The sequence below is a fragment of the Intrasporangium flavum genome (assembly GCF_001956915.1).
GTDB classification, from domain to species: Bacteria; Actinomycetota; Actinomycetes; order Actinomycetales; family Dermatophilaceae; genus Monashia; species Monashia flava.
In genome coordinates this window covers 282022-304171 of sequence record NZ_MLJO01000013.1, presented here as the reverse complement: position 1 = coordinate 304171, position 22150 = coordinate 282022, and the positions used below count along the sequence as shown (strand labels likewise).

The 22150-nt window shown below is 74.0% G+C and carries 20 protein-coding genes; 5 read left to right on the top strand and 15 right to left on the bottom strand.

What is annotated here, in order from left to right; translation table 11 throughout:
* The first annotated feature begins 164 nt into the window (after positions 1 to 164).
* Positions 165 to 686, top strand: coding sequence for a YbhB/YbcL family Raf kinase inhibitor-like protein (locus BIV28_RS12075; RefSeq protein WP_076262099.1), 522 nt, complete (start codon positions 165 to 167; stop codon positions 684 to 686).
* Between the two features lie 56 nt (positions 687 to 742).
* Here the strand turns inward: BIV28_RS12075 and BIV28_RS12070 are convergent, their stop codons facing one another.
* Positions 743 to 1519 carry a helix-turn-helix transcriptional regulator gene (locus BIV28_RS12070; RefSeq protein WP_076262097.1) on the bottom strand — a complete coding sequence of 259 codons (777 nt, stop codon included), beginning with the start codon at positions 1517 to 1519 and terminating at the stop codon, positions 743 to 745.
* 238 nt (positions 1520 to 1757) lie between these two features.
* Between BIV28_RS12070 and BIV28_RS12065 the strand changes: the two genes are divergently transcribed.
* Together BIV28_RS12065 and BIV28_RS12060 are read left to right on the top strand one after the other, a co-directional pair.
* Positions 1758 to 2213 carry a hypothetical protein gene (locus BIV28_RS12065; protein WP_076262096.1) on the top strand — a complete coding sequence of 152 codons (456 nt, stop codon included), beginning with the start codon at positions 1758 to 1760 and terminating at the stop codon, positions 2211 to 2213.
* Between the two features lie 117 nt (positions 2214 to 2330).
* Complete coding sequence (locus tag BIV28_RS12060; RefSeq protein ID WP_242652940.1) at positions 2331 to 3023, top strand: DedA family protein; 693 nt, start codon at positions 2331 to 2333, stop codon at positions 3021 to 3023.
* A gap of 14 nt (positions 3024 to 3037) precedes the next feature.
* On the opposite strand, the gene BIV28_RS12055 is transcribed toward BIV28_RS12060, so the two are convergent.
* The 9 genes from BIV28_RS12055 to BIV28_RS12015 form a co-directional block, all read right to left on the bottom strand.
* A complete protein-coding gene (locus BIV28_RS12055) occupies positions 3038 to 3673 on the bottom strand; it encodes a LysE family translocator (RefSeq protein ID WP_207555944.1) in 636 nt (211 codons plus the stop codon).
* A 183-nt stretch (positions 3674 to 3856) separates the two neighbouring features.
* Positions 3857 to 6700: an exo-alpha-sialidase gene (locus tag BIV28_RS12050; protein WP_242652938.1), complete on the bottom strand. Its 2844-nt coding sequence runs from the start codon at positions 6698 to 6700 to the stop codon at positions 3857 to 3859.
* A gap of 289 nt (positions 6701 to 6989) precedes the next feature.
* Positions 6990 to 7658: an N-acetylmannosamine-6-phosphate 2-epimerase gene (locus BIV28_RS12045; protein ID WP_076262093.1), complete on the bottom strand. Its 669-nt coding sequence runs from the start codon at positions 7656 to 7658 to the stop codon at positions 6990 to 6992.
* A complete protein-coding gene (locus BIV28_RS12040) occupies positions 7655 to 8620 on the bottom strand; it encodes an ROK family protein (protein WP_242652936.1) in 966 nt (321 codons plus the stop codon). Before BIV28_RS12040 ends, BIV28_RS12045 begins: the two co-directional genes overlap by 4 nt.
* Before the next feature lie 3 nt (positions 8621 to 8623).
* Positions 8624 to 9559, bottom strand: coding sequence for a dihydrodipicolinate synthase family protein (locus BIV28_RS12035; RefSeq protein ID WP_076262091.1), 936 nt, complete (start codon positions 9557 to 9559; stop codon positions 8624 to 8626).
* The gene (locus tag BIV28_RS12030; protein WP_076262089.1) at positions 9556 to 10614 is read right to left on the bottom strand and encodes an oligopeptide/dipeptide ABC transporter ATP-binding protein; all 1059 of its coding nucleotides are present in this window, start codon (positions 10612 to 10614) and stop codon (positions 9556 to 9558) included. The genes BIV28_RS12035 and BIV28_RS12030 overlap by 4 nt, the downstream gene beginning before the upstream one ends.
* Positions 10611 to 12704 (bottom strand): dipeptide/oligopeptide/nickel ABC transporter permease/ATP-binding protein, encoded by a 2094-nt coding sequence (locus tag BIV28_RS12025; protein ID WP_076262088.1) that lies wholly within the window; start codon positions 12702 to 12704, stop codon positions 10611 to 10613. Before BIV28_RS12025 ends, BIV28_RS12030 begins: the two co-directional genes overlap by 4 nt.
* Complete coding sequence (locus BIV28_RS12020) at positions 12704 to 13660, bottom strand: ABC transporter permease (protein WP_076262086.1); 957 nt, start codon at positions 13658 to 13660, stop codon at positions 12704 to 12706. Before BIV28_RS12020 ends, BIV28_RS12025 begins: the two co-directional genes overlap by 1 nt.
* Before the next feature lie 83 nt (positions 13661 to 13743).
* Complete coding sequence (locus tag BIV28_RS12015; RefSeq protein WP_076262084.1) at positions 13744 to 15402, bottom strand: ABC transporter substrate-binding protein; 1659 nt, start codon at positions 15400 to 15402, stop codon at positions 13744 to 13746.
* A gap of 230 nt (positions 15403 to 15632) precedes the next feature.
* On the opposite strand from BIV28_RS12015, the gene BIV28_RS12010 reads away from it, so the two are divergent.
* Together BIV28_RS12010 and BIV28_RS12005 are read left to right on the top strand one after the other, a co-directional pair.
* The gene (locus tag BIV28_RS12010) at positions 15633 to 16364 is read left to right on the top strand and encodes a FadR/GntR family transcriptional regulator (RefSeq protein WP_242652934.1); all 732 of its coding nucleotides are present in this window, start codon (positions 15633 to 15635) and stop codon (positions 16362 to 16364) included.
* Positions 16361 to 17392 (top strand): SIS domain-containing protein, encoded by a 1032-nt coding sequence (locus BIV28_RS12005; RefSeq protein WP_341350222.1) that lies wholly within the window; start codon positions 16361 to 16363, stop codon positions 17390 to 17392. The genes BIV28_RS12010 and BIV28_RS12005 overlap by 4 nt, the downstream gene beginning before the upstream one ends.
* Here BIV28_RS12005 and BIV28_RS12000 read toward each other — a convergent pair.
* From BIV28_RS12000 to BIV28_RS11980, 5 genes are all read right to left on the bottom strand, one after another.
* Entirely contained in the window at positions 17290 to 18183 is an 894-nt protein-coding gene (locus BIV28_RS12000) for a class I SAM-dependent DNA methyltransferase (RefSeq protein WP_341350221.1), read from the bottom strand. The genes BIV28_RS12005 and BIV28_RS12000 overlap by 103 nt on opposite strands.
* Positions 18184 to 18327: 144 nt before the next feature.
* On the bottom strand, positions 18328 to 19146 hold the full coding sequence (locus tag BIV28_RS11995; RefSeq protein WP_076262081.1) for a sulfite exporter TauE/SafE family protein: 819 nt from the start codon (positions 19144 to 19146) through the stop codon (positions 18328 to 18330).
* Positions 19147 to 19173: 27 nt separating this feature from the next.
* Entirely contained in the window at positions 19174 to 20580 is a 1407-nt protein-coding gene (locus BIV28_RS11990; protein WP_242652932.1) for an MBL fold metallo-hydrolase, read from the bottom strand.
* A gap of 11 nt (positions 20581 to 20591) precedes the next feature.
* Positions 20592 to 21209 carry a DinB family protein gene (locus BIV28_RS11985; RefSeq protein ID WP_076262078.1) on the bottom strand — a complete coding sequence of 206 codons (618 nt, stop codon included), beginning with the start codon at positions 21207 to 21209 and terminating at the stop codon, positions 20592 to 20594.
* Complete coding sequence (locus tag BIV28_RS11980) at positions 21206 to 22099, bottom strand: phosphotransferase family protein (RefSeq protein ID WP_083707280.1); 894 nt, start codon at positions 22097 to 22099, stop codon at positions 21206 to 21208. The genes BIV28_RS11985 and BIV28_RS11980 overlap by 4 nt, the downstream gene beginning before the upstream one ends.
* Positions 22100 to 22150 lie beyond the last annotated feature (51 nt).

Sequence of the window (22150 nt, the reverse complement as noted above, 5' to 3'; positions counted from 1 at the left end):
CGTTCGCGCGGATGCGCCTCGCCGGTCCGCCGCTGCCGCGCCCACCGGTCTAGGGTCGGGACGAGGGGCCAGCACGCCCCGCACGTCGCGCGTGTGGCACGACGCGACACCCCATCCGGCGCACCACGCCCGGCGCGCCGCCACCTCGACCCGAGGAGTCCCGCATGAGCCTCGACCGCCCGGTCACGCCGAACCCGTACGAGCTGCTGCCCGCCGTCGGCTCGTTCACCGTCACCAGCTCCGACGTCACCGACGGCGAGCCGCTGTCGGACGCCCAGGTGGCCGCCGGCGGCAACACCTCGCCCCAGCTGTCGTGGAGCGGCGCCCCCGAGGGCACCCGCAGCTACGTCGTCACCTGCTTCGACCCCGACGCGCCGACGCCCTCGGGCTTCTGGCACTGGGTCCTCGTCGACCTCCCGGCCGACGTCACCGCGCTCGACACCGGCGCCGCGTCCGGCGCGCTGCCCGGCTCGGCCTTCCACGTGCGCAACGACGCCGGTGAGGCGGGCTTCATGGGCGCGGCACCGCCCGAGGGCGACCAGCCGCACCGCTACTTCTTCGTGGTGCACGCGGTATCGGAGCCGACCCTCGGCGTCGACGACTCCGTGACCCCGGCGGTCGTCTCGTTCAACCTCGCGTTCAAGACGCTCGCCCGGGCCGTCCTGCACGGCACCTACCAGCACTGAGCAGCCGACCCCGCGAACCGGACGGTCCCGCACCGGACCCGGACCGGGCACGGCCCTCAGTCGTGCTCGGCCGGCTCGGCGGGCGGGCGGGGCCGCGGGCGCGGCGAGCGGGGCAGGTCGGTGCCGCCGAGCAAGATCATCGCCAGCTCGGCCCGTGACGTGGCACCGACGCCCTGCATCAGCTGGGCCACGTCCGCGGCCACCGTGCGCAGCGAGATGTCGAGCTCGCGCGCGATGCCGGCGTCCTTGGCCCCGCGCACGACGCGTCGGGCGACCTCGCACTGGCGCCGCGTGAACGGCGGGTCCATCCCCTCGGGCACGGCCGGTCGGGAGCGGGCCCAGGTCGCCTCGAAGATCGCGCGTGAGCGCTCGACCAGGTCGGCCCTCGTCGCGAGCCACGCCGTCGGCTGACCCGTCTCGCTGAGGGGCCCGGCGATGACGAGGGTCCGGTCGTCGATGACCATGAGCTGGACCGGCACCGGGCCGAACTGGACGTGCGGCATCTCGGAGGTGATGAGCGGGTAGAGCGCGAGGCTGCGTTCGGTGGTGATGTACCGCATGCGGATACCCCGTCGGCGCGACTGGTCGTCGAGCTCGACGGCGCGGCTGTGCGGGTCGTAGCCCATCCGCGGCTGCATCGAGCAGACGCCGTCCCGGACCGTCGGCTCGATCGCTGCGAAACCCGCCTCGATCTGCGCAAGGCCGACTCCGAGACGCCGGAACCCGGGCGTCCGGCGCCCGGCCAGCCAGTCGGCGGCCAGGACCGCCACCTGCATCTCGAGCTCCGCGGTCGACCCGCCGACGGACGCTCCACCTGCGGGTACGGCCGTCACGCGCGCCAACGTCCTGTCTGCGTCGTCCATCCTCGAGCCCCTGTCGTGTGCGGCTCCAAGGATGCCCCACGGGCCGGCTGCCGCGTCGCTCAGGCCTGCTCCGGCGAGTCCCGTAGTGGTGGGACGGCCCGGTTGAAAGGCGCTGTTGGGCGGTCAGCGTGACGGCTGCGGGCACGGACCCGACGCCTGAGTGCGCGTACCGACGCCGCGCCCGGCCCCGGCCTGTCACCCTCAGGACATGTCCACCTCCGTCCCCGGGACGCCGCCGGACGCGTCGAGCGGGTCCGCCACGTCGTCGGCGTCCACCGCGTCGGCCGCGACGCCGTCCGACCCCGCCCGCGCAGTCGCGTGGGCGCTCGGTGTCGGGCTTCTCGCCACTGCGGGGCTGGCCGTGCTGGCGTGGGCGCTGCTCGTCATGCACGCCATCGGCTACGGGGGCTTCCTCGTGCTCTCGCCGGAGTCGCACGTCGCCCCGCCCGACGAGCACCGGTACGTCCTGGCCCTCGCGACCGGGGCGTGCCTCACGCTCCTCGGCGGCCCGCTCCTGGCGTGGTTCGTGGCCCGCGGGCCCGGCCAAGCGTGGGGTGCGGCGCTCGTCGGCATCGGTGCCGGAGTGCTGGCCGGCGTCGCGGGCGCGTCGGCGCTCCTGCTCGTGCTCGGCATCGACCCGGTCGGCTTCGTCCTGGGCGGCTGAGCGCGTGACCACCTCCCAGCGGACGTCCAGACTCCTTTCCCAGACTGGATGCACGCCACACCCTCGAACCCGGGGCACCGATCGCCGGCGGACCACGAGCGGACGAGGAGCCCAACCGTGACCCAGTTCTTCGACACGGCCATGCAGCAGATCCTGCAGGCCCCGACCTGGCTCGTCCTCGTCGCCGTCGGGCTCGTCGTCTTCGCCGAGGACGCGATCTTCGTCGGCTTCGTCATCCCGGGCGAGACCGTCGCCATCCTCGGCGGGGTCGCCGCCTCGCTCGGCCACGTGCCGTACGCCGCCGTGCTCGTCGTCGTCATCGTCGCCGCGATCCTCGGCGACAGCGTCGGCTTCGAGGTCGGCCGCCACCTCGGCGGCCGGGTCGTGCGGCTGCGGGCGTTCGACCGGCACCGCGAGCGCATCGACAACGCCCAGGACTTCCTCGGCCGACGCGGCGGGGTCGCCGTGTTCCTCGGCCGGTGGACCGCGTTCCTGCGGGCGGTCATGCCGGCACTCGCCGGGATGTCGCGGATGCACTACCCGACCTTCCTGCGGTGGAACGCCGCCGGCGGCATCGCGTGGGGCGCGACCGTCGTGACGATCGGCTACGTGGCCGGGCAGTCGTACGCCAAGGTCGAGTCCTACCTCGGGCGCGGAGCCGCGATCGTCGTCGCGGCCCTCGTGGTCGTCGCCGTCGTCGTGTGGCAGGTCCGGCGTCACCGGGCCGAGCGCTCCGACGGGCGCGACGACGGGCGCGACGACGGGCGCGACGGCGTGCCCGCCGGCGTCCACGACGCCGAGGGCAGCTGACCCGCAGGCGCCCCTCAGGCGTGCTCGGTCGCGAGCCGGAGGCCGAACCCGAGCATCGCCGTGCCCGTCACGGCGTCGACCGCGCGGCGGACCCGGCGACGCTGCAGGACGCGTCGGGCCCGGTCGGCCCCGACCACGACGAGCGCGAGGTAGGCGGCCGAGACCGCGGCGTGCACGAGCGCGAGCGGCACGGCCTGCACCGCCGACCCGCCCGCGGGCAGGAACTGCGGCAGCACGGCGAGGTAGAAGGCCAGCACCTTGGGGTTGGTGATGTTCGACGTGAGCCCCCGGCGCCACCCGAGCCAAGCCTGGCGCGCGCCGCTGAGGCGTGGCGCGTCGGGGTCAGGGGCCGCATAGCGTCCGCTCAGCGCGGCGCGCAGGGCCTGGGCAGCCAGGAACATCAGGTAGGCGACACCGACCCACTTGACCGCGGTGAAGACCGGCCGGCTCGCCACCACGAGCGCGCCGACGCCGAGGGCCACCGCCACCCCTTGGACGGCGTTCGAGGTCGTGACGCCGGCGGCGGTCCACAGCCCACGGCCACGCCCACCGACGAGCGCACCGCGCAGCACGACGGCGAAGTCGGGCCCCGGCACCAGGGTGACGACGACGGCGAAGAGGGTGAAGGCCCAGACGCTCTGCCATGTCATGGGCAAAGTGTGGCATCACTCCTGACATCGCGTCCGTGGTTCCCGCAGCGTGGACGCCGGGCGACGCGCCCGCCCCGGGCGTCGGGCGACGCGCCCGCCCCGGGCGTCGGGCGACGCGCCCGCCCCGGACGTCGGGCGACGTCAGGGCGGGCGCGTCAGCGGTCACGCGAAGGACGTCGGCCGTCAGCGCACGGCCTGCGGGGGCAGGATGCGCGTGCCCCCGAAGCCGGCGACGGCGTCCGACTCGTCGGTGGCGACGAGCGTGTCCTCGCCGTACGCCGTGGGCGGCACGATGAGGTCCGCGGTCCCGTCCGGCGTCGGGAAGACCCAGCCGAGCCGGGTGCCCGAGCGGTCGAGGTGCAGGAAGTACCAACGGCCGTACTCGAGGCCGTGGACCGTCAGGCGACGGCCCGGCGCGTAGGCCGGTTCGAGGCCGAGGTCGACCGGGGAGGCCTGCCCGGCATAGCCCTCGCGGACGAACGACGGCTCGCGGGTCGGGCGTGGCGGCTGGACGGCCAGGCGCAGCGTCTCGGCCGCGACCTGCGTCGTCACGACCCGGTCGCCGTTGCGCGCCGAGGCCGTGAACCCGGCCACGGTCACCGTGCCGGCCGCCACGTCGTCGGCGGTGAGCGTCGCCGACGTGGTCGCCGAGCTCGACGCACCGATGCCGAGGGTCGAGTCGGCGAGGTCGGCACCGTCCGCCCTCACGTCGGTGAGGCTGACGTTGCCGGCGTTGCCGAGCGTGCGCACCACCTCGACGCGGTCACCCACGCTGGCGTACCGGTCGCCGTCGACGTCGACCCAGGTCGGCGTCACCGTGCCGGCGAGGGCGGGCTGACGCACCCTCAGGTCGACCTCGCCGCCGTCGACGGGGTAGGTGACCGTCGCCTTGCCCGTCGCGGTCGCCGTCCACGTCGACGTCGCCCGGAAGAAGCCGGCGTCGACCTCGTCCTGGGTCACCGTGTGCCGGGGCGTCGAGCACGTGTATGACCCGCCCACCGCGAGGTTGGTCCACCGGCAGTTGCCGGAGCCCGGCGGGACGAGCGGGGCGAAGACACCACCGGTCGGGGCGACGGTCTCGACGAACGGCGAGGTGTTGGCGACGGCGAAGCGGTACGGCAGCAGCTCACCCGCCACGTACGGCTGGGTCGCGAGATCCCTTGCGCCGTCGCCGCGTTCGCCCGTGACCGACGCCGACAGCGGGACGGTGGCCGGGTCGCGCAGGAAGACGGGAGCGCCGGTGAACGACACGTCCTTGGTGACGTTGGGGTCGCTCGAGGCGGTGACGGTGAATGAGGCGGTGGGCGTGAACCAGCCCCGGTCGACGTCGACCGCCGTCAGGGCGTGCGAGGGCGTGCACGTGTACCGCGCTCCGGCGGCGAGCGTCAGGTAGCGGCAGTTCGGCGTCGCGGGCGGTGCGAAGTTCGCCTCGAGGTTGCTCGCCTTCGGCACGGACGCGGCCGTGACGTTGCCGGTGGAGGTGACCGTCAGGGTGTAGCCGAGTCGCTCCCCTGCGGCGTAGGGGCTCGCGACGACGTCGCGCGTCGGGGCGGCGCCCGTCACGGTCAGTCCGACCTGCGCGGCGCCCTGCGGCGTCACGACGACGTCGCGGTGCGAGGTGCGTCCGTCCCCGACGGTGTAGACGGTGTCGATGCGCTGCACCGCGGTGGCCGTCGAGGGGACGGTGAGTGGTACGTCGACGGTGGCCGACGCGCCGGGCGCGACGTCGGGCACGGCGACGGTTCCGGCGCTCCAGCCGGCCGGGACTGCCATGGTGACCGAGCCCCCCGACAGCGTCGATGCCTCCTGGTTGGTCACGGTCACCGGCACCGAGGTCGTCGACCCCGCCTGAACGGTGCGGTCGGCGGCGGACAGAGGCGCGCAGACGTAGCCCAGCCACGCGTCGTCGAACCGCGCGAGCTCCATGTCGCTCGTGTAGCCCGCCTCGTAGAAAACGCCGATCTGCCCGTCGGCCAGGCGGGTCGCCGTCGAGTAGGCCGAGAAGCCACTGCGCACGACGCGCCGCCCGGGCCAGGTGGCGCCGTCGTCGCACGAGACCCGGGCCGTGACGTCGACGCGGTCGGTCTGGCTCGCCGAGTTGGTGAAGAGTAGCTTGCGGGCGTCGGCGCTGCCGGTGGCGGCGTCGGGGAACAGCCTCGTGACCGAGCCGTTGTTCGTCGGGTCGATGAGCTGGCGGTCGAGGGTGACCGGGCCGTACGTTGCTCCCCCGTCGGTCGAGACCGCCACCTTGCGGTACTTCGAGCCGGCGCTGTCGCGGCTGTTGAGCATGACCCGCCCGTCCGACAGCTCGACGACCTTGTTCTCGTCCATCCCCGTACCGACGGGAGCGCCCTTGACCCACGTGGCGCCGTGGTCGTCGGAGTAGACGCTCCAGGCCTGGAACGCCTCGGAGCCGTCGGCCTGCCGCACGTAGCCGGAGTACTGCTGCACGAGCCGGCCGGCGTGCGCGCCGTGGCGCAGCTGGATGCCCTCGCCGGACGAGGCGAACATCGAGCGGACGTCGCCGGGCTGCGGGTTCGTGGCGCTCGTCCCCGGCTTGACGACGGAGGTGATGAGGCGCGGCGCGGACCAGTGCAGGCCACCGTCGGTCGACTCGACGACCGCGGCGCTGATGACGTCGCGGTCGGCGTCGTCGTTGCCGTAGTGGCTGCCGCCGAAGCCCTGGTCCTTGGAGAAGACGAAGAAGGCGAAGACCTTCCCGGCTGCGGCGTCGACGACGTAGCTCGGGTCGCTGTAGCCGTACTTCGGCCCCGACGCGTCGGCGACGTGGCCGGCGGCGACCGTGGTCATCGGCCCCCACGTGCGCCCGTTGTCGGTGCTGCGCCGCTGGACGATCGAGTTGGGGTTGGGGGCGTCGGCCGAGCTGCCGGGCCGGGCGTCCCACGCGGCGAGCACGACACCGCCGCCGAGGTGGGCGAGGGCGGGGATCCGGTAGAAGAGATTCGCCGCCGTGCGGTCGGCGGCGAGGTTCTGCTCGGTGAAGGTGCCGGGCGGGTCGGTCGGCACGGTCGTGCCGGCGGCGGAGGCCGCGGAAGCCGCCGGCGCGATGGCCGTGAGAGCCGCGACCAGGCCGGCCGCGACGACGCCGCGCGTGCGGCGTGCGGCTCTCGTCGGCGACGTCGGCGACGTCGGCGACGTCGGCGACGTCGGCGACGTCGGTGACGGGGTGGGCGATGGGGTCGGCGCGGGCGTGGACGCGCGTCGTCGGGCGTGGTGCACGGTACCTCCGGACATGACGGGATCACCCGGCGACGGTCGCCGGGCTGGGACGGGTTGTCTTGCGGGAGAGCGCGGTTCAGCCGGCGAGTGACCGGGCGAACCAGGAGGTGATGGTCGTGGGGTGGGTGATCGCGGTGCCGACGACAACGCTGTGCGCGCCCGCGTCGAGGGCGGCGCGGGCCTGGTCGGGCGTGTGCACCCGGCCCTCGGCCACCACGGGGACGTGGAGACGGGCGGCGAGGGCGGCGACGAGGCTCAGGTCGGGACCGTCGCCGGCGACGGTGTCGGTCGTGTAGCCGGAGAGCGTCGTGCCCACGACGTCGGCACCGGCGTCGGCGGCGGCGAGGCCGTCCGCGAGCGTCGCGCAGTCGGCCATGACGAGGGCACCCTCGGCGTGCACGGCCGCGACGGTGTCGGCGAGTCTCGAGCCGTCGGGCCGCGGGCGGCGGGTGCCGTCGACGGCGACGACGGCGCAGCCCGTGCGCGCCACCTCGACGGCGTGATGGACGGTCGGGGTGATGAAGACGCCCTCGTGCCCGACCTTCCACAGGCCGATGACCGGCACCGCGACGTGCTCGCGCACGGCGCGAAGGTCGTCGAGCCCCTGGAGGCGCAGGCCAACCGCTCCCCCTGCGACGCAGGCCTCGGCGACCCGGCGCATCGTGTTGCTGTGGCGCATCGGCTCGCCCGGGTAGGCCTGGCACGAGACGACGAGTCCGCCGCGGATGGTGTCGATCACGGTCACGCGAGGTCCTCCCAGACGAGGCGGGCGGCGCCGACGAGCGCGGCGTCGGCGGCGAGGAGCGCCGGGCGCACGGACAGGTCGCGCAGGGGTGGCAGCAGCTCGGCGCGCAGGGCGTCCTCCAGGGCGGCCCACCACAGCGCACCGGCGCCGACCACCCCTCCCCCGACGACGACCGCGTCCGGGTCGAGCAGGTTGGCGGCCCCGCCGACGACGCGGCCGAGGGCACGAGCCCCGAGGTCGATCGACGCCGCGGCCCCGGTGTCACCGCCGGCGGCGCGGCGCGCCAGCGTGCGCAGGTCGCCGGCGGGCTCAGCCGCGTGCGCGTCGTGGTGGCGCACGATGGCGGGGCCCGCCGCGATGGCCTCGACGTGCCCGGATCCGCCACAGACGCAGAGGATCCCGGACGCCTCCGGTGAGGGCAGGTGGCCGAGGTGGCCGGCGACGCCGCGGACGCCGTGCCAGACGCGTCCGTCGACGACCACCGAGGCGCCGATGCCGGTGCCCGCGGCCACGAAGAGCACGCTCGTCGCGTCGGTGGCGGCTCCGCGCCACGTCTCGCCGAGGGCGTGGGCGTGGACGTCGTTGTCGACGACGACGCGACCGATGCCGGTGCGGTCGGTGAGGCCGGCACCGACGTCGGTGCCGGCCCAGCCGCGCAGCACGTCGGTGGCCGACACGATGCGCCCCGACCCCGGGGCCACGACGCCCGCGGTGCCGACGCCGAGGCCGACGACCCGTTCGCCGGCGTCGGTCAGGGAGCGCACGAGCCCGGCCGCCGTGGCGAGCACGGCCTCGGCCCCGTCGGCACCGGGGGTGGGGGCGGACACCGAGCGGTGCACGCGGCCCTCCCGGTCGACGAGGGCGGCCGAGGACTTCGTGCCGCCGATGTCGAGGCCGACGGCGAGGTCGGCCATGGGGTCGGCCATCGCGTCGGCCGTCGCGTCGGGGACGAGATCACCCATGGCTCAGAGCAGCTCGGCCGACTCGAGGACGGTGCGGATGCGGGCCGCCTCGGCGTCGTCGAGGGGCCGCAGGGGCAGCGACACCTGGTTGCTCTCGATGACGCCGAGCACGTGCAGGGCCGTCTTGAACGAGCCGGCGCCACGCGTCATGCCAGCCGACGTCGCGGGGTCCGCGGCCTCGACGATGCGGAAGAGCCGGGTGAGCCGCTCCTGCTCGGCGCGCGCCGTGGCAGAGTCCCCGGCCGCGACGGCCGCGTGCAGCCGGGCGTACCCGGCCGGGTCGACGTTCGCCAGGCCGGGCACCGAGCCGGACGCCCCGGCCAGCAGCATCGCGTCGACCATGACCTCGTGGCCCGTCAGGGTCGCGAAGCCGTCGAGGCCGGCGTCCTTCAGGAGCAGGAGCAGCTGGCGGAAGCCGATGTCGTCGCCGCTCGAGTCCTTGACGCCGACGACGACGCCGTCACGGGCGAGGTCGAGCATGAGGCCGTTGGAGATCTTCGTGTGGACGCAGACCGGGATGTCGTAGGCGAGCAGCGGCAGGTCGACGGCGGCGTGGACGCTGCGGAAGTGCCGCTCCACCTCGGTCGGCCCGACGATGGCGTAGAACGGCGCGGTCGTGACGACCGCCTGCGCCCCGAGGCGTTCGGCCGCCCGGGCCCGGCCGACCACGCGGGCCGTCGCGGGTTCGATGGCCCCGGCGATGACGGGCACGGCCCCGTCGGCCGTCTTGACGATGACCTCGAGCGCGAGGTCGCGCTGCGCGTCGTCGAGGAAGACCGTCTCGCCGCTCGAACCGAGGGCGAAGAGGCCGTCGACGCCGGCGTCGAGCATCCGGCCGACGACGCGCTCGAGGGAGCCCGTGTCGACCTCGCGCTCGGCGGTGAGGGGGGTGATCACCGGCGGCACCAGCCCCCCGAAGGCGGCGGCGGTCGTGGTCATGAGAGCTCCTTGGTGGCAACGGGTTTCGTGGCCGAGACCGCCTCGGCCACGAGCGTGGCCGTGCCGGTCCCGGCGGGGACGGGGTGGTGGCAGCGGACGAGGTGGCCGGCGGTCACGGCGGGCTCTGGCATGAGCTCGCCGCAGACGTCGGTCGCCCTCCAGCAGCGCGTACGGAACGGGCAGCCGCTCGGCGGGTTGGCCGCCGAGGGCACCGGGCCCACGAGCGGGATCGGCTCGATGGGGTCGAGCAGGCCGGGGGTCGCGGAGAAGAGCGCCCGCGTGTAGGGGTGGGCGCCGTCGTCGGGCAGCAGCCCGGCCGGGGTGTCCTCGACGACGCGTCCGAGGTACATGGTCACGACGCGGTCGCTGACCCGCTTGACGGTCTGGATGTCGTGGGACACGAACACCATCGCGATCCCGAGCCGGGTGCGCAGGTCGAGGAGCAGGTTGAGGATCTGCGCACGCACCGACACGTCGAGGGCGCTCGTCGGCTCGTCGGCGATGACGAGCGACGGCTCGAGCGCGAGGGCCCGGGCGATCGAGACGCGCTGGCGCTGGCCGCCGGAGAGCTGGCCCGGCAGGACGTCGGCGGCCGACTGCGGCAGCCCGACGAGGTCGAGCAGCTCGGCCACCCTGCGGTCGCGATCCGCCGTGGAGCCGACGCGGTGCACGTCGAGGGGGTCGCGGACCACCTGGCGCACCGGCATCCTGCGGTTGAGGGAGGCCGCGGGGTCCTGGAAGACCATCCCGATGCCCTGGCCGAGGTGCCGTCGCCGCTCGCGGTCCCCCATGGCCCAGACGTCGCGGCCGCGGAAGGTGACGGTGCCGGTCGTCGGGCGCTGCAGCCCGGCCATGACCTTGGCCATCGTCGACTTGCCGCAGCCGGACTCGCCGACGACGCCGACGGTCTCGCCGGGGCCGACGACGAGGTCGGCCGAGGTGAGGGCGTGCAGGCTGCCGTGGCCGAAGAGGCCGGTGCCCTGGGTGCGGTGCACCACCGAGACGTCTTCGAGGCGCAGCACCGGGTCGAGGGTCGGGGGGTCCTGGCGCGTCACGACAGCGCTCCTTCGGTGAGCCGGGGAGCCCGGTCGGGCTCGGGCGGGCCCACCGGGTGGGCCGGGTGGTGGCAGGCGACGACGTGCGTGCCGGCGTCGCCCTCGAGCGTCGGCGCCTCGCGGCGGCACACGTCGGTCGCGAGGGGGCAGCGGTCGGCGAACCGGCAGCCGGCCGGGAAGTCGGCCGGCGAGGGCACGACGCCACGGATCTGGGTCAGCCGCTCGGCACCGGTCTCGAGGGAGAGCACCGACCCGAGCAGGCCGCGGGCGTAGTGGTGCGCCGGTGCCCCGATGACCTCGGCGGTCACGCCGGCCTCGACGATCTGCCCGCCGTACATGACGACGACGCGGTCGCTGACGTCGCTGACGAGGGCGAGGTCGTGGCTGACGAGGACGAGGGCGAAGCCGAGCCGTTCGCGCAGGGTCAGCAGCAGCTGCATGACCTGGGCCTGGACCGTGACGTCGAGGGCGGTCGTCGGCTCGTCGGCGATGATGAGCCGCGGGTCGCGCGAGAGGGCCATGGCGATGACGACGCGCTGGCGCTGGCCGCCGGACAGCTCGTGCGGGTAGGCGCCGAGGGTGCGCTCGGGGTCCAGGCCCACGAGCTCCATCAGCTCGGTGGCGGTTCGGGTCCCGCCGCGTCGGATCAGCTGGTCGAGCTGGGACTTGACGCGCAGCGCCGGGTTGAGGGCCGAGAGCGCGTCCTGGTAGACCATCGCGATGTCGCGCCCGAGCAGCCGGCGCCGCTGGGCCGCCGGGAGCGTGAGCAGGTCGGTGCCGTCGAAGAGCACGCGGCCGCCGAGGCGCGCACCGCGGGGCTGCAGCCCCATGATCGACAGCGCCGTCAGGGACTTGCCGGAGCCGGACTCCCCGACGAGGCCGAGCACCTCGCCGGGCCGCACGTCGAAGCTGATGCCGTCGACGATGTCGACGCCGTCGTGGCGGCCCTCGAACCCGACGCGGAGACCGCGTACGGACAGGATCGGCTCACCCTGCGGCAGCGGTCGCGCCCGCTCGCGCAGGCGCTGCGCCGCGAGGTCGAGACCGGGCAGGGCGAGCACCTCGCCGGGTGCCGGGGCCGCAGCCTCGGCCGCGTCGGTCAGGTCGAGCGTGACGTGGGCGTCCTCGAGCGCGGCGTCGTCGGCCTCCCCCTCGGCCGTGGCGTCGTCCTGCGCCCCACCGCGGCGCGCACCGGGCCGGACGGCGGGCGCGGCCCACGCGTCGGAGATGCCCTCGGAGAGCACGTTGAGCGACAGGACGGTGAGCAGGATGAGCAGGCCGGGGAAGAACGTGGCCCACCACGACCCGGCGAGCAGGACGTCCTTGCCGTAGGCGATGACCGAGCCCCACGAGGACTCGGCGACGTGCCCGGGCAAGCCACCGCCGATGAACGACAGCGACGCCTCGAAGACGATCGCGTCGGCCACCATGACGGTGACGAAGACGAGCACGGGCGCCGCGCAGTTGCGCACGACGTGACGGCCCAGCACGTGCAGGCGGCCGGCACCGATGACGTGCGCCGCCGAGACGTAGTCCTCGCGGTACTGCGACTGGACGTTGGCGCGCACGACGCGGGCGATCGACGGGGTGAAGACGAACCCGATGGCGAGCACGAGCACCACGAGGCTGTTCTTGCCGAAGGCGACGATGAGCACCGCCGACAGCGCGATGGTCGGGAAGGCCATGACGACGTCGAGGACGCGCATGACGGTCTCGTCGACGGCGCGCCGGCTCGTGGCCGCGATGGCGCCCAGCGCGGTTCCGAGCACGAGCGCGATGGCGGCAGAACCGAACCCGACGACGAGGGATCGCCGGGTCCCGGCCACGAGCCGCGAGAAGATGTCGCGGCCGGACCGGTCGACGCCGAACCAGAAGTCCGCACCGGGGCCCGTGTTGACCGGCGCCAGGCCGGTGGCTGTGGGGTCGTGCGGCGTCAGGACGTCGGCGAAGACGGCCACGACGAGCAGCAGCAGGACGAAGCCCGCGGCCACCCGCGAGAGGGTGGGCAGGCGCCGCAGGGCGCCGAGACGGGCCGGGCCGAGGCGGCGGGGGTCGGAGAGCCGGGCGGTGAGCTCGGGACGCAAGGACATCAGTGACCTCCCCGCAGTCGGGGGTTGGCGAACAGGTAGAGGACGTCGACGAGGAGGTTGACTACGACGAAGCAGAAGGCGATGACGAGGATCGTGCCCTGGGCGAGGTTGGTGTCGTTGGTGCCGACCGCCTGCATGACGAGGGTGCCCATGCCGGGCATCGTGAAGATCGCCTCGATGATGATCGTGCCGCCGAGGAGGTAGCCGATCCGTAGGCCGAGCACGGTGAGCGGGTTGACGAGCGCGTTGCGCAGCACGTTGCGGCCGACGACGACGACCGGGGGCAGCCCGGCGCCGTACGCGGTGCGCACGTAGTCGCGGTCGAGCTCCTCGACCATCGAGGTGCGGACGATGCGCGCGAGCGAGCACCCCACGGGGACGGCGAGGGCGAGCGCAGGCAGCGTCATCGACTGCAACCACGCCCCGACGCCGTCGGACGGGTTGACGTACCCGGCGTTGGGGAACCAGCCGAGCCCGAGCGACAGGTGCTGGATCATGAGCAGCGCGAGCCAGAACGACGGGATCGCGATGCCGGCCATCGACACGACGCGGATGACCTGGTCGGGCCACCGGTCGCGGAACAGGGCGGCGAGGATCCCGAGCGGGAGCGCGATGAGCAGGGCGGCCGCGACCCCGAGGACCGTCAGCTGGAGGGTCAGCGGCAGGGCCTGGGCGACGAGCTCGGACACCGGCCGCGCCACGCCGATCGTCTCGCCGAGGTCGCCGTGCAGGAGGTTGGCGACGAAGCGGAAGAACTGCACGGGCGCGGGCTGGTCGAGGCCGCGGGCGTGCTCGTACTCGGCGATCTGGGCCGGGGTGGCCTGGTCGCCGAGCGCGGACACCGCGGAGTTGACGGGTGACAGGCGCATGACGACGAAGACGAACAGGGCGATGCCGAAGAGCAGCGGGACGAGCGTGATCACGCGCCGCAGCGTCATCTTCAGGACCGTTGGCATCCGATCCTCCTCGGGGACAGGGGTACTGGGTGGTCAGGGGGTGCCGGGCCGGCCCGGGGGATCGGGCCGGCCCAGCCGGGAGGTCACGCCTTGGGCGTGGCGTCGAGGAAGTAGAGGCCGGTGGTCGCGGCGGCCTTGAAGCCGTCGAGGTGCTTGGCGTCCCAGGCGGTGACGATCTTCGTGTGCAGGACGCTGTAGATCGCGGCCTCGTCGGCGACGATGTCGAGCACCTGCTTCCAGATCTGCTTCTGCGTGCCGGCGTCGCTCGCTGCGGCGCCCTGGTCGAGCAGCTGCGCGACCTTCGTGGGGGCCGGGCCGGTCCAGCGGGCGCGGGTCCTGGGCCACGTATCACCGGTGTAGTACCAGCGCAGGAGCAGGTCGGCGTCGGGACCGAAGACCGTCGGGTCGCCGGACGCGGCGAGGACGCGGAAGCCGTCCTTGGACACGAGGCCGTCGGGGGCCGGGGCGTAGACCGACGCCGAGGGCGCGGTGTTGATCGTCGCCGTGACGCCGATCTTCTTCCACTGGTCGACGAGGAGCGGCGCGATGTCGACGATGAAGGCGGTGTTCGTCGTGACGAGCTCGAAGGACAGGTTGCTGACGCCGGCCTCGGCGAGCAGGGCCTTGGCCTTGCCCGGGTCGTAGCCGTAGACGGTCGCAGCCTCCTGGAAGTCCTTGTTGCCCTCGTCGAGGTAGCTGCGGGCCGGCGTGCCGTAGCCCTGCAGCGCCGTCTTGATGATGGCGTCGCGGTCGAGCGCGTAGTGCAGCGCCTGGCGGACGCGCTTGTCGTCGAAGGGCTTGGCGGAGCAGTTGAAGAGCAGGAAGAGCTGGTTGAAGGCCTGCCGGTCCTCGACCTGGGCCTTGCCCTCGAGCTGGGCGACGTTGACGTAGGGCACTGCCTCGATGGCCTGGACGCGGCCACCCTGGATGTCGGCGATGCGGGTGGCGCCCTCGGTCGTCGTGTTCCACACCATCTTCTTGGCGCGGGCCTTCCTGGGACCGTTGTACGCGTCGTGCGCCGAGAAGCGCAGGCCCGTCGTGGCGTCGGCGCTGTCGAGCTTCCAGGGGCCGGAGCCGACCGGCTTGGCGTCGAAGGCCTTGGCGAGGTCGGCCGTGGCGGTGAGCGCCTTGGGCACGACCTTGATGACGGCGACGCGCTGCGGGAAGAGCGCGAACGGCGTCTTCAGGGCGAACTCCACGGTGTCGGTGCCGACGGCCTTGACGGAGTCGATGAACGGCAGGAACTGGGCCATGAGGGCGGCGTTGGCCGGGTCGAGCGCCCGGGTGAAGGACCACGCGACGTCCTCGGCCGTGACCGGCTTGCCGTCGGAGAACTGTGCACCGGGACGCAGCTTCGCGGTCCACGTCAGGCCGTCCGAGGAGGCGGTCGGCATCGCGGCGGCGAGGGCCGCGTAGGGCTCACGGGTGATCGGGTCGAGGTCGACGAGCCCCTCGAAGACGTGCTGGTTGGCGGCGGTGGCGACGGCGCTCGAGGCGTTCATCGGGTCGAGGCCGCTCGAGAGGGTGAAGGCGAGCGTGGCCTGGATCGTGTCGGCCGAGCCGCCCGCGCCGCCGGCCGCGGAGCCGGTGGAGCTGGGACCGCCGCACGCGGCGAGGGCACCGGTGATGGCGGCCGCGGCGCCGAGGGTGCCGCTCAGGCGCAGGAAGCTGCGTCGGGAGACGCCGGTCAGGCCGGCGGGGTCGAGCAGAGGGGTGTCGCGCTGCGCGAGGTCACGGGTCACGGTTCTCTCCTGCTGGGGTCCGTGGGGATCGGTCGTGAGGGTCGCCGATCCGGTGCTGGGGGCGCGGACTCACCGCGCCGTGAACGCAGGTAGTACATCATATGTCTTCCAAAAGAGGAAGGATGTCTTGTAGATTGCTCCTACCGAATCGATGTGAAGGGGTACAGATGTCGGATCTCCGACCGGACGGGCACGTCACGGCCAGTCCCGTTCGCTCACGCAACCACGACGTGGTCGAACGCATCAAGCAGTTCATCCTCGAGGAGCGCCTGCGCCCCGGCGACCTGCTGCCGACCGAGAACGAGCTCATCGCCGCCATCGGCGCGAGCCGCACCAGTGTGCGCGAGGCGATCAAGAGCCTCTCCGCCCTCGACATCGTCGAGGTGCGCCACGGCCACGGCTCCTACGTCGGGCGGCTGTCGATGAACGCCCTCGTCGAGAGCCTTGCCTTCCGCGGGCTGCTCAGCACCGGCACCGACGGCAAGGTCATGACCGACCTCGTCAACATCCGCCAGATGCTCGAGCAGGGCCTCTCGGCCCACATGATCGAGACGCTCGACGAGGTCGAGGTGGCCCACCTGCGCGAGCTCGCCGTGCGCATGCGGCGCCTCGCCATCGAGGGCAAGCCGTACGTCGAGGAGGACCGCGCCTTCCACATCCGCCTCATGAAGGCCATCGGCAACGACCTCGTGACCCAGCTGACCGAGGCGTTCTGGCAGGTGCAGGCACGCGTGGCCCCCACCCTCAAGGTCCAGGACTCCGACTGGATGCGCACCGCCGAGGCCCACGAGGAGATCGTCGACGCCATCGTGGCCCGCGACGTCGAGCGGCTGCAGACGGCGTTCGCCGAGCACTACGAGCCGATCCGGCGCACCATCGCCACGCTCTTCGCCGACGCGTCGGCCCGGGCCGCGGCCTCCGAGGCGTCCGGCGCCGCGGTCGCCCGCGCGGGGACGTCGTGAGCACCCACGCCGGCGGTCTCATGGCGGCCGAGATCGCCGAGCAGCCCGAGGCCCTGACCCGCCTGCTCGCGGCGCACGACCGGATCGAGGCCGTCGCGGCGCGCATCCGCGCCGCCGGTCCCCGGTTCGTGCTGCTCGCCGCCCGCGGCACCTCCGACCACGCCGCCCTCTACGCCAAGTACCTCGTCGAGACGACGCTCGGCCTGCCCTGCGGCCTCGTCTCGACGTCGGTCTACACCGCGTACGAGCGCCAGCCCGACCTCCACGGCGTCCTCTGGGTGGCCGTGAGCCAGAGCGGCGGCTCCCCCGACCTCGTCGAGTCCACCGAGCGGGCCCGAGCCGGTGGCGCCCTGACCCTCGCCGTCACCAACACCGACGACTCCCCCCTCCAGCGGGCGAGCGAGCTGTCCGTCGACGTGCTCGCCGGGCCCGAGCGCTCGGTCGCGGCGACGAAGACCTACACCTCGAGCCTGCTCGCGCTGTGGCTCGTCGTCCGCGCGTGGGCCTCCCTGCCCCACGAGCCCGCCCGCCGGGTACCCGACTGGGCCCACGCCGCGCTCGAGGCCGACGTCGACGACGTCGTGGCCCGCTTCCGTTTCGTCGACAAGCTCGTGACCACCTCCCGCGGCTACGCCTACCCGACGGCGCGCGAGGCCGCCCTCAAGCTGATGGAGACGTGCTACCTGTCGGCGCACGCCTTCTCCGGCGCCGACCTGCTGCACGGCCCGCTCGCGATGATCGACGCCGACCGCCCGGTGCTCGTCGTCGTGCCGGAGGGCCCCGGCGGCCGTGCCCTCGACCCGGTCGTCGAGGCGCTGCGCTCGCGCGGGGCCGACCTCACGGTCGTCGGCGCGCCACCCGACGGCGGGCCCGCGCCGGCCGTGCCGCTGCCCACGGGGATGGACGAGCAGCTCGCTCCCGTCGTTCAGATCCTCCCGCTGCAGCGCCTCGCCCGGTCGCTGGCCGTGAGCCGGGGCCTCGACCCCGACCGGCCGCGTGGCCTCAACAAGGTGACGCGCACGTTCTGACGCGTCGGTCCGGCCCTGGCCCGGCCCGCCGGGTCAGGGCCTGGGCTCGGGCTCGGGCTTGCGCCACACCGACACGTGGGACTCGCTCGAAGCGGTGAACGGCGCGCCGGACCAGTCGGCCCACCGCGACTCCAGCTCGAGGCCGGCCAGCTGCGCCATGAGGTCGCACTCCGCGGGCCAGATGTAGCGGAAGGCCCGACGCCGTGGTGCACCGTGCCGTCGGGGCGCGTGCGGTAGTGGTGCGAGGCGCTCTCCTGGGTGACGAGGTCGTAGGTGTCGAAGACGAGGTGGTCGCGCCCGATCTCCATCGGCACGGCGTCCTGGCCGGGCGACATCCGCTGCAGCGGAGGCACCCAGAGGTCGATGACGAACCGGCCGCCGGGGCGCAGGTGGCGGGCGGCGTTGCGGAAGCACTGCACCTGCTCGGCCTGGGTGCGCAGGTTGGAGATGCTGTTCCACACGAGGTACACGAGCGAGTGGGCGCCGACGCCGTCGACGACGGTCGTGGCCATGTCGCCGGCGACGACCGGCACGCGTCCGTCGGGGTCCTTGGCGCGCAGGCGGGCCGCCATCGGCTCGGACAGCTCGATGCCCGAGACGGGTACACCTCGGGCCGCGAGCGGCAGCGCGACGCGTCCGGTGCCGACGGCGAGCTCGAGCGCCGGGCCGTCCGCGGCCAGGCGAGCCAGCAGGTCGACGGTGGGCCCGAGCACCTCGGGCGCGAACTGCTCGGCGGCGTCCTCGTCGTAGGTCGCCGCGTCCTGCTCGGTCCACACCTCGCTGCTCGTCATCCCGGCAGTCTCACGGCCGGGCGAGCCTGCGGCGACTGCTTTTCGCCACCCAGGCGCGCTGGGCGTCCTCGCCGGCGTCCCGGCGTCCTGGTGTCGCGATCGCGTGGCACGTCTGGCCCGCACGACGCGTCGGAGGGCGTCGACCTAGCCGACGACGCCGAGCGAGCGGGCGCCCGTGTAGAGGCCGACGAGCACGAGCAGCACCGCGAAGGCGGTCGTGAGGTGACGCGGGTCGACACGGCTCGTGAGCCGTCCGCCGACGAGGCTGCCGGCGACCGCCGCGAGGGTGAAGACGCCGATGAGCGTCCAGTCGAGGTGGGTGCCCCCCGAGCCGAGCCGGGCGGCGAGGGCCGTGGCGCTGTTGACCGCGATGACGAGCAGCGACGTGCCGACGGCCACCGGCATGGGGAAGCCGAGCGCGAGCACGAGGGCCGGCACGAGCGCGAAACCGCCTCCCACACCGAAGAACCCGGTGAGCAGGCCGACCGCGGTGGCGGTGACGACCATCCTGACCACCCGCGGGCACGCGCACGAGAACGGCCGCAGCCTCAGCATCGGCTCGAGGGTGGGGTCGAACTCGTGGGCGAGGTCGCGCGGGGTGTCGCGGGCGCGCCGGGCCCGTCGCACCATGAGGGTGGCGACGAGGAGCATGAGGGCTGCGAACGCCGTGAGCAGGGTGTCCGGGTGCACCGACGCCGACAGCGCGGAGCCGGCGAGGGAGCCCGCGGTGCCGAGCGCGCCGAAGAGGAGTCCCTGACCGAACCGGACGCGTCGGGCCCGGGCGTGCGGGACGAGGGCGATGAGGGAGGTGAGCCCGACGATGACGAGCGAGCTCGTCGTGGCGGTGCGGGCGTCCTGGCCGAGCACGTACACGAGGGCCGGGACGGTGAGGATCGAGCCGCCCCCGCCGAGCGCGCCGAGCGCCAGGCCGATGGCGAGCCCGAGCGGGACGGCGATCAGCACGACGACACCCCGGTCCGGGGGCCGGGATCAGGCGACGGTGGCACGGGCGCGGTCCCAGGCGCCGAAGCCGCCGAGGATGTCGGACACGTCGACGAAGCCCCGGGAGCGCAGCAGGCTCGCCCCGACCGAGCTGCGCCAGCCACCCGCGCAGAAGACGAGGACCGGACGCGTCGGGTCGAGCTCGCGTGCGCGGCGGGCCAGCTCGGCGAGCGGGATGTGCCGCGCACCGGGCACGGTCCCGGCCTCGACCTCGCCGGCGTTGCGGATGTCGACGAGCTGCACGTCGTGACGCTCGCGGGCCGCGTCGACCTCGGCGACCGACAGGCGGCTGGCCCGGACCACCTCGTCCTGGTGCGCCAGCAGGTAGGCCTCGGGGTCGGCGACGTAGCCGAGCACGTGGTCGTAGCCGATCCGGGCGAAGCGGGTGGCGACCTCCTGCTCCTGACCCTCGGGGGCGATGACGACGATCTGCTCGTCGGGCGCGAAGACCATGCCGACGGTCTCGGCCATCCGCCCGTCGACCGGCACGTTGACCGCCCCACGCAGGTGCCCGGCCGCGAACTCCTGCACGTCGCGGGCGTCGTGGACGCGCGCCCCACGGGCGAGGGCCGCCGCGACCGCGTCGACGCCGAGGGCGGGCACCGCGGCATCCACGGCGCGCACGTCACGGGACTGCTTGTTCAGCGTCGCGTTGTAGAGGAAGTACTCGGGCGCGGCCGGCTGTCCGGCCGTGACGACGGCGAGGAACTCGCCCTCGGTCATCGGCTGGCACGCGTAGTTGAGGGCGCGCTGCTCACCGATGGTCGACTGACGCTCGGTGGACAGGTTCTTGCCGCACGCCGACCCGGCCCCGTGGGCGGGGAAGACGCGGACGGCGTCGGGCAGCCCCATGAGCTTGCGCTGCACGGAGTCGTACAGCATCCGGCCCAGCTCCTCGGCGGAGGCCCCGACCGAGGCGAGCAGGTCGGGCCGGCCGACGTCGCCGATGAAGAGGGCGTCGCCGGTGAGGACGCCGTAGGCGACGTCGTCGTCGGCGTGCTCGAAGACCAGCACCGAGATCGACTCGGGCGTGTGGCCGGGCGTGGCCATGACCTCGAGCGTCACCTCGCCGAGGGAGATCCGCTCACCGTCGGCGAGGTGGCGCACCGGGAAGTCGGTGGCCGCGCCCTCGCCGTAGCCGATCCAGGCGCCGGTCGCGCGGGCCAGCTCGAGGTGGCCGGAGACGAAGTCCGCATGGAAGTGGGTGTTGACGACCCCGACGACCTGCAGGCCCCGCGCCTCGGCATCGGCCAGGTACTCGGCGACGTCGCGGCGCGGGTCGACGACGACCGCACGGCCGGTGCTCTCGTCGCCGACCAGGTAGGAGGCCTGCGACAGGCAGTCGAGGTAGTACTGGGTGAAGATCACGGATTCCTCCGGGTGTGCGTCGGTCACTGCCACCGATGCTAACTCATACCCCCATGGGTATCTTCCCGACGCGCGTCCGCCCGCTCCTGCGCGGCCCGGGCGGCGTGCTCGACGCGGCCCCGGTGGCGCGCCCGGTCGGCATCCTCCTCCTCGGAGACGGGCCCTGCGTCGTGGCTCGTGACGCCGTCGAGCTGCTCGCGCAGCAGGTCGGCGTGGCCCGCGTGCCGGTTGGTCTCGGTGAGCACGTGGACCAGGACGTTGAAGAGCATGACGTGCGGGCGCGGCCACCACGGGACGAAGCCGGGAGCGTCGACCGGCAGCGCCTCGATGGTTGCGTCGGCGTGCCGGCAGGCCCGTTCGTACTCCTCGAGGACGTCGGCGCGCGAGAGGTCCTCGGGCACCCAGAGCCGGTCGCGGTTGGTGTAGCCGGGGTCGTCGTAGCGCGGCATGCCCTGGAGGGGGCGGTCGAGGACGGCGCCGAGGTAGACCGCCTCGCTCATCGCGAGGTGCCGCACGAGGCCGAGCACGTTGGTGCCGGTGCTCGTCAGCGGGCGGCGGGCGTCGTACTCCGACAGGCCGTCGAGCTTGGTCAGCATCGACTCGCGCACCCACCGCAGCGCGTCGTGGAGGTAGGTCCGGGCGAAGTCGTCGATCATCGGGCCACCACCTCGTGCAGCCAGGCGTCCAGGCGTGCCAGCTCGGTCGGGGTGGAGAAGAGCGGCGCCCGCCCCGGCGGAGGCAGGAAGCCGACCGCGTCCATGACGAGCCAGAAGGCGGACGGCTCCTCCGGCGCCAGGGGCCGGTACGCGTCGAGGAAGGCCCGCGCCGGGGCCGGACCGTGGGCGAGCGCGAGGGTGGTGGCGGCGTGCGCCGCGTCGAGCCACGCGGGCCCGGTCGAGGCCTCGACCCAGTCGACGACCCCCGACACCCGTCCGTCGCTCCAGAGCAGGTTGCGGTGGCTGAAGTCGCGGTGCAGGAAGGTCGGCAAGTATCCGGGAGGCTCCTGCGCGAGCACCTCGAAGGCCCGCGTCCACGACGCCGGGTGCCGCGTCCACGCGGGCAGCACCCGCTTGGCCTCCCACGCCCACGACTGGTACGTGCGGAAGGGCTCGGCGGGACGCACCGCGTGGACGGTGGCGAGGGTGCCCGCCATCGCCTCGACCGTCGCCACGTCGACCTCACGCGTCGGCGCGCCCGGCAGGCGCGTCATGAGGTGGGCGGCCACGCCCGCCTCGGCACCGTCGGCGTCGAGCGCGACGCTCATCGGCGCGGGCACGGGCGTGTCGGCCACGGCCTCCTGCGCGGCGCGCTCCCGACGCGTCAGCTCGGCCCCGTGGGTGCGCCACGGCTCGTTCGTCATGAGGCGGAGCACGTGGCCGCGGCCCGACGCGTCGGACAGCTCGAGCATCGTCGAGGTGAGCCCGCCCTCCAGCGGCCGGACCGAGGTGACCGGCGCGTCGATCTGCTCCTGCGCCCAGGCGATCGCGTCCGCGTGGCGGTGGTCGGGCCGGCGGGGGCGGACGGGACTCTCGGCGGGCGGCGTCACGCGTCCGACAGTAACGGGAGGTCGGGTCCGGGATGGCGACCACGAACGGCG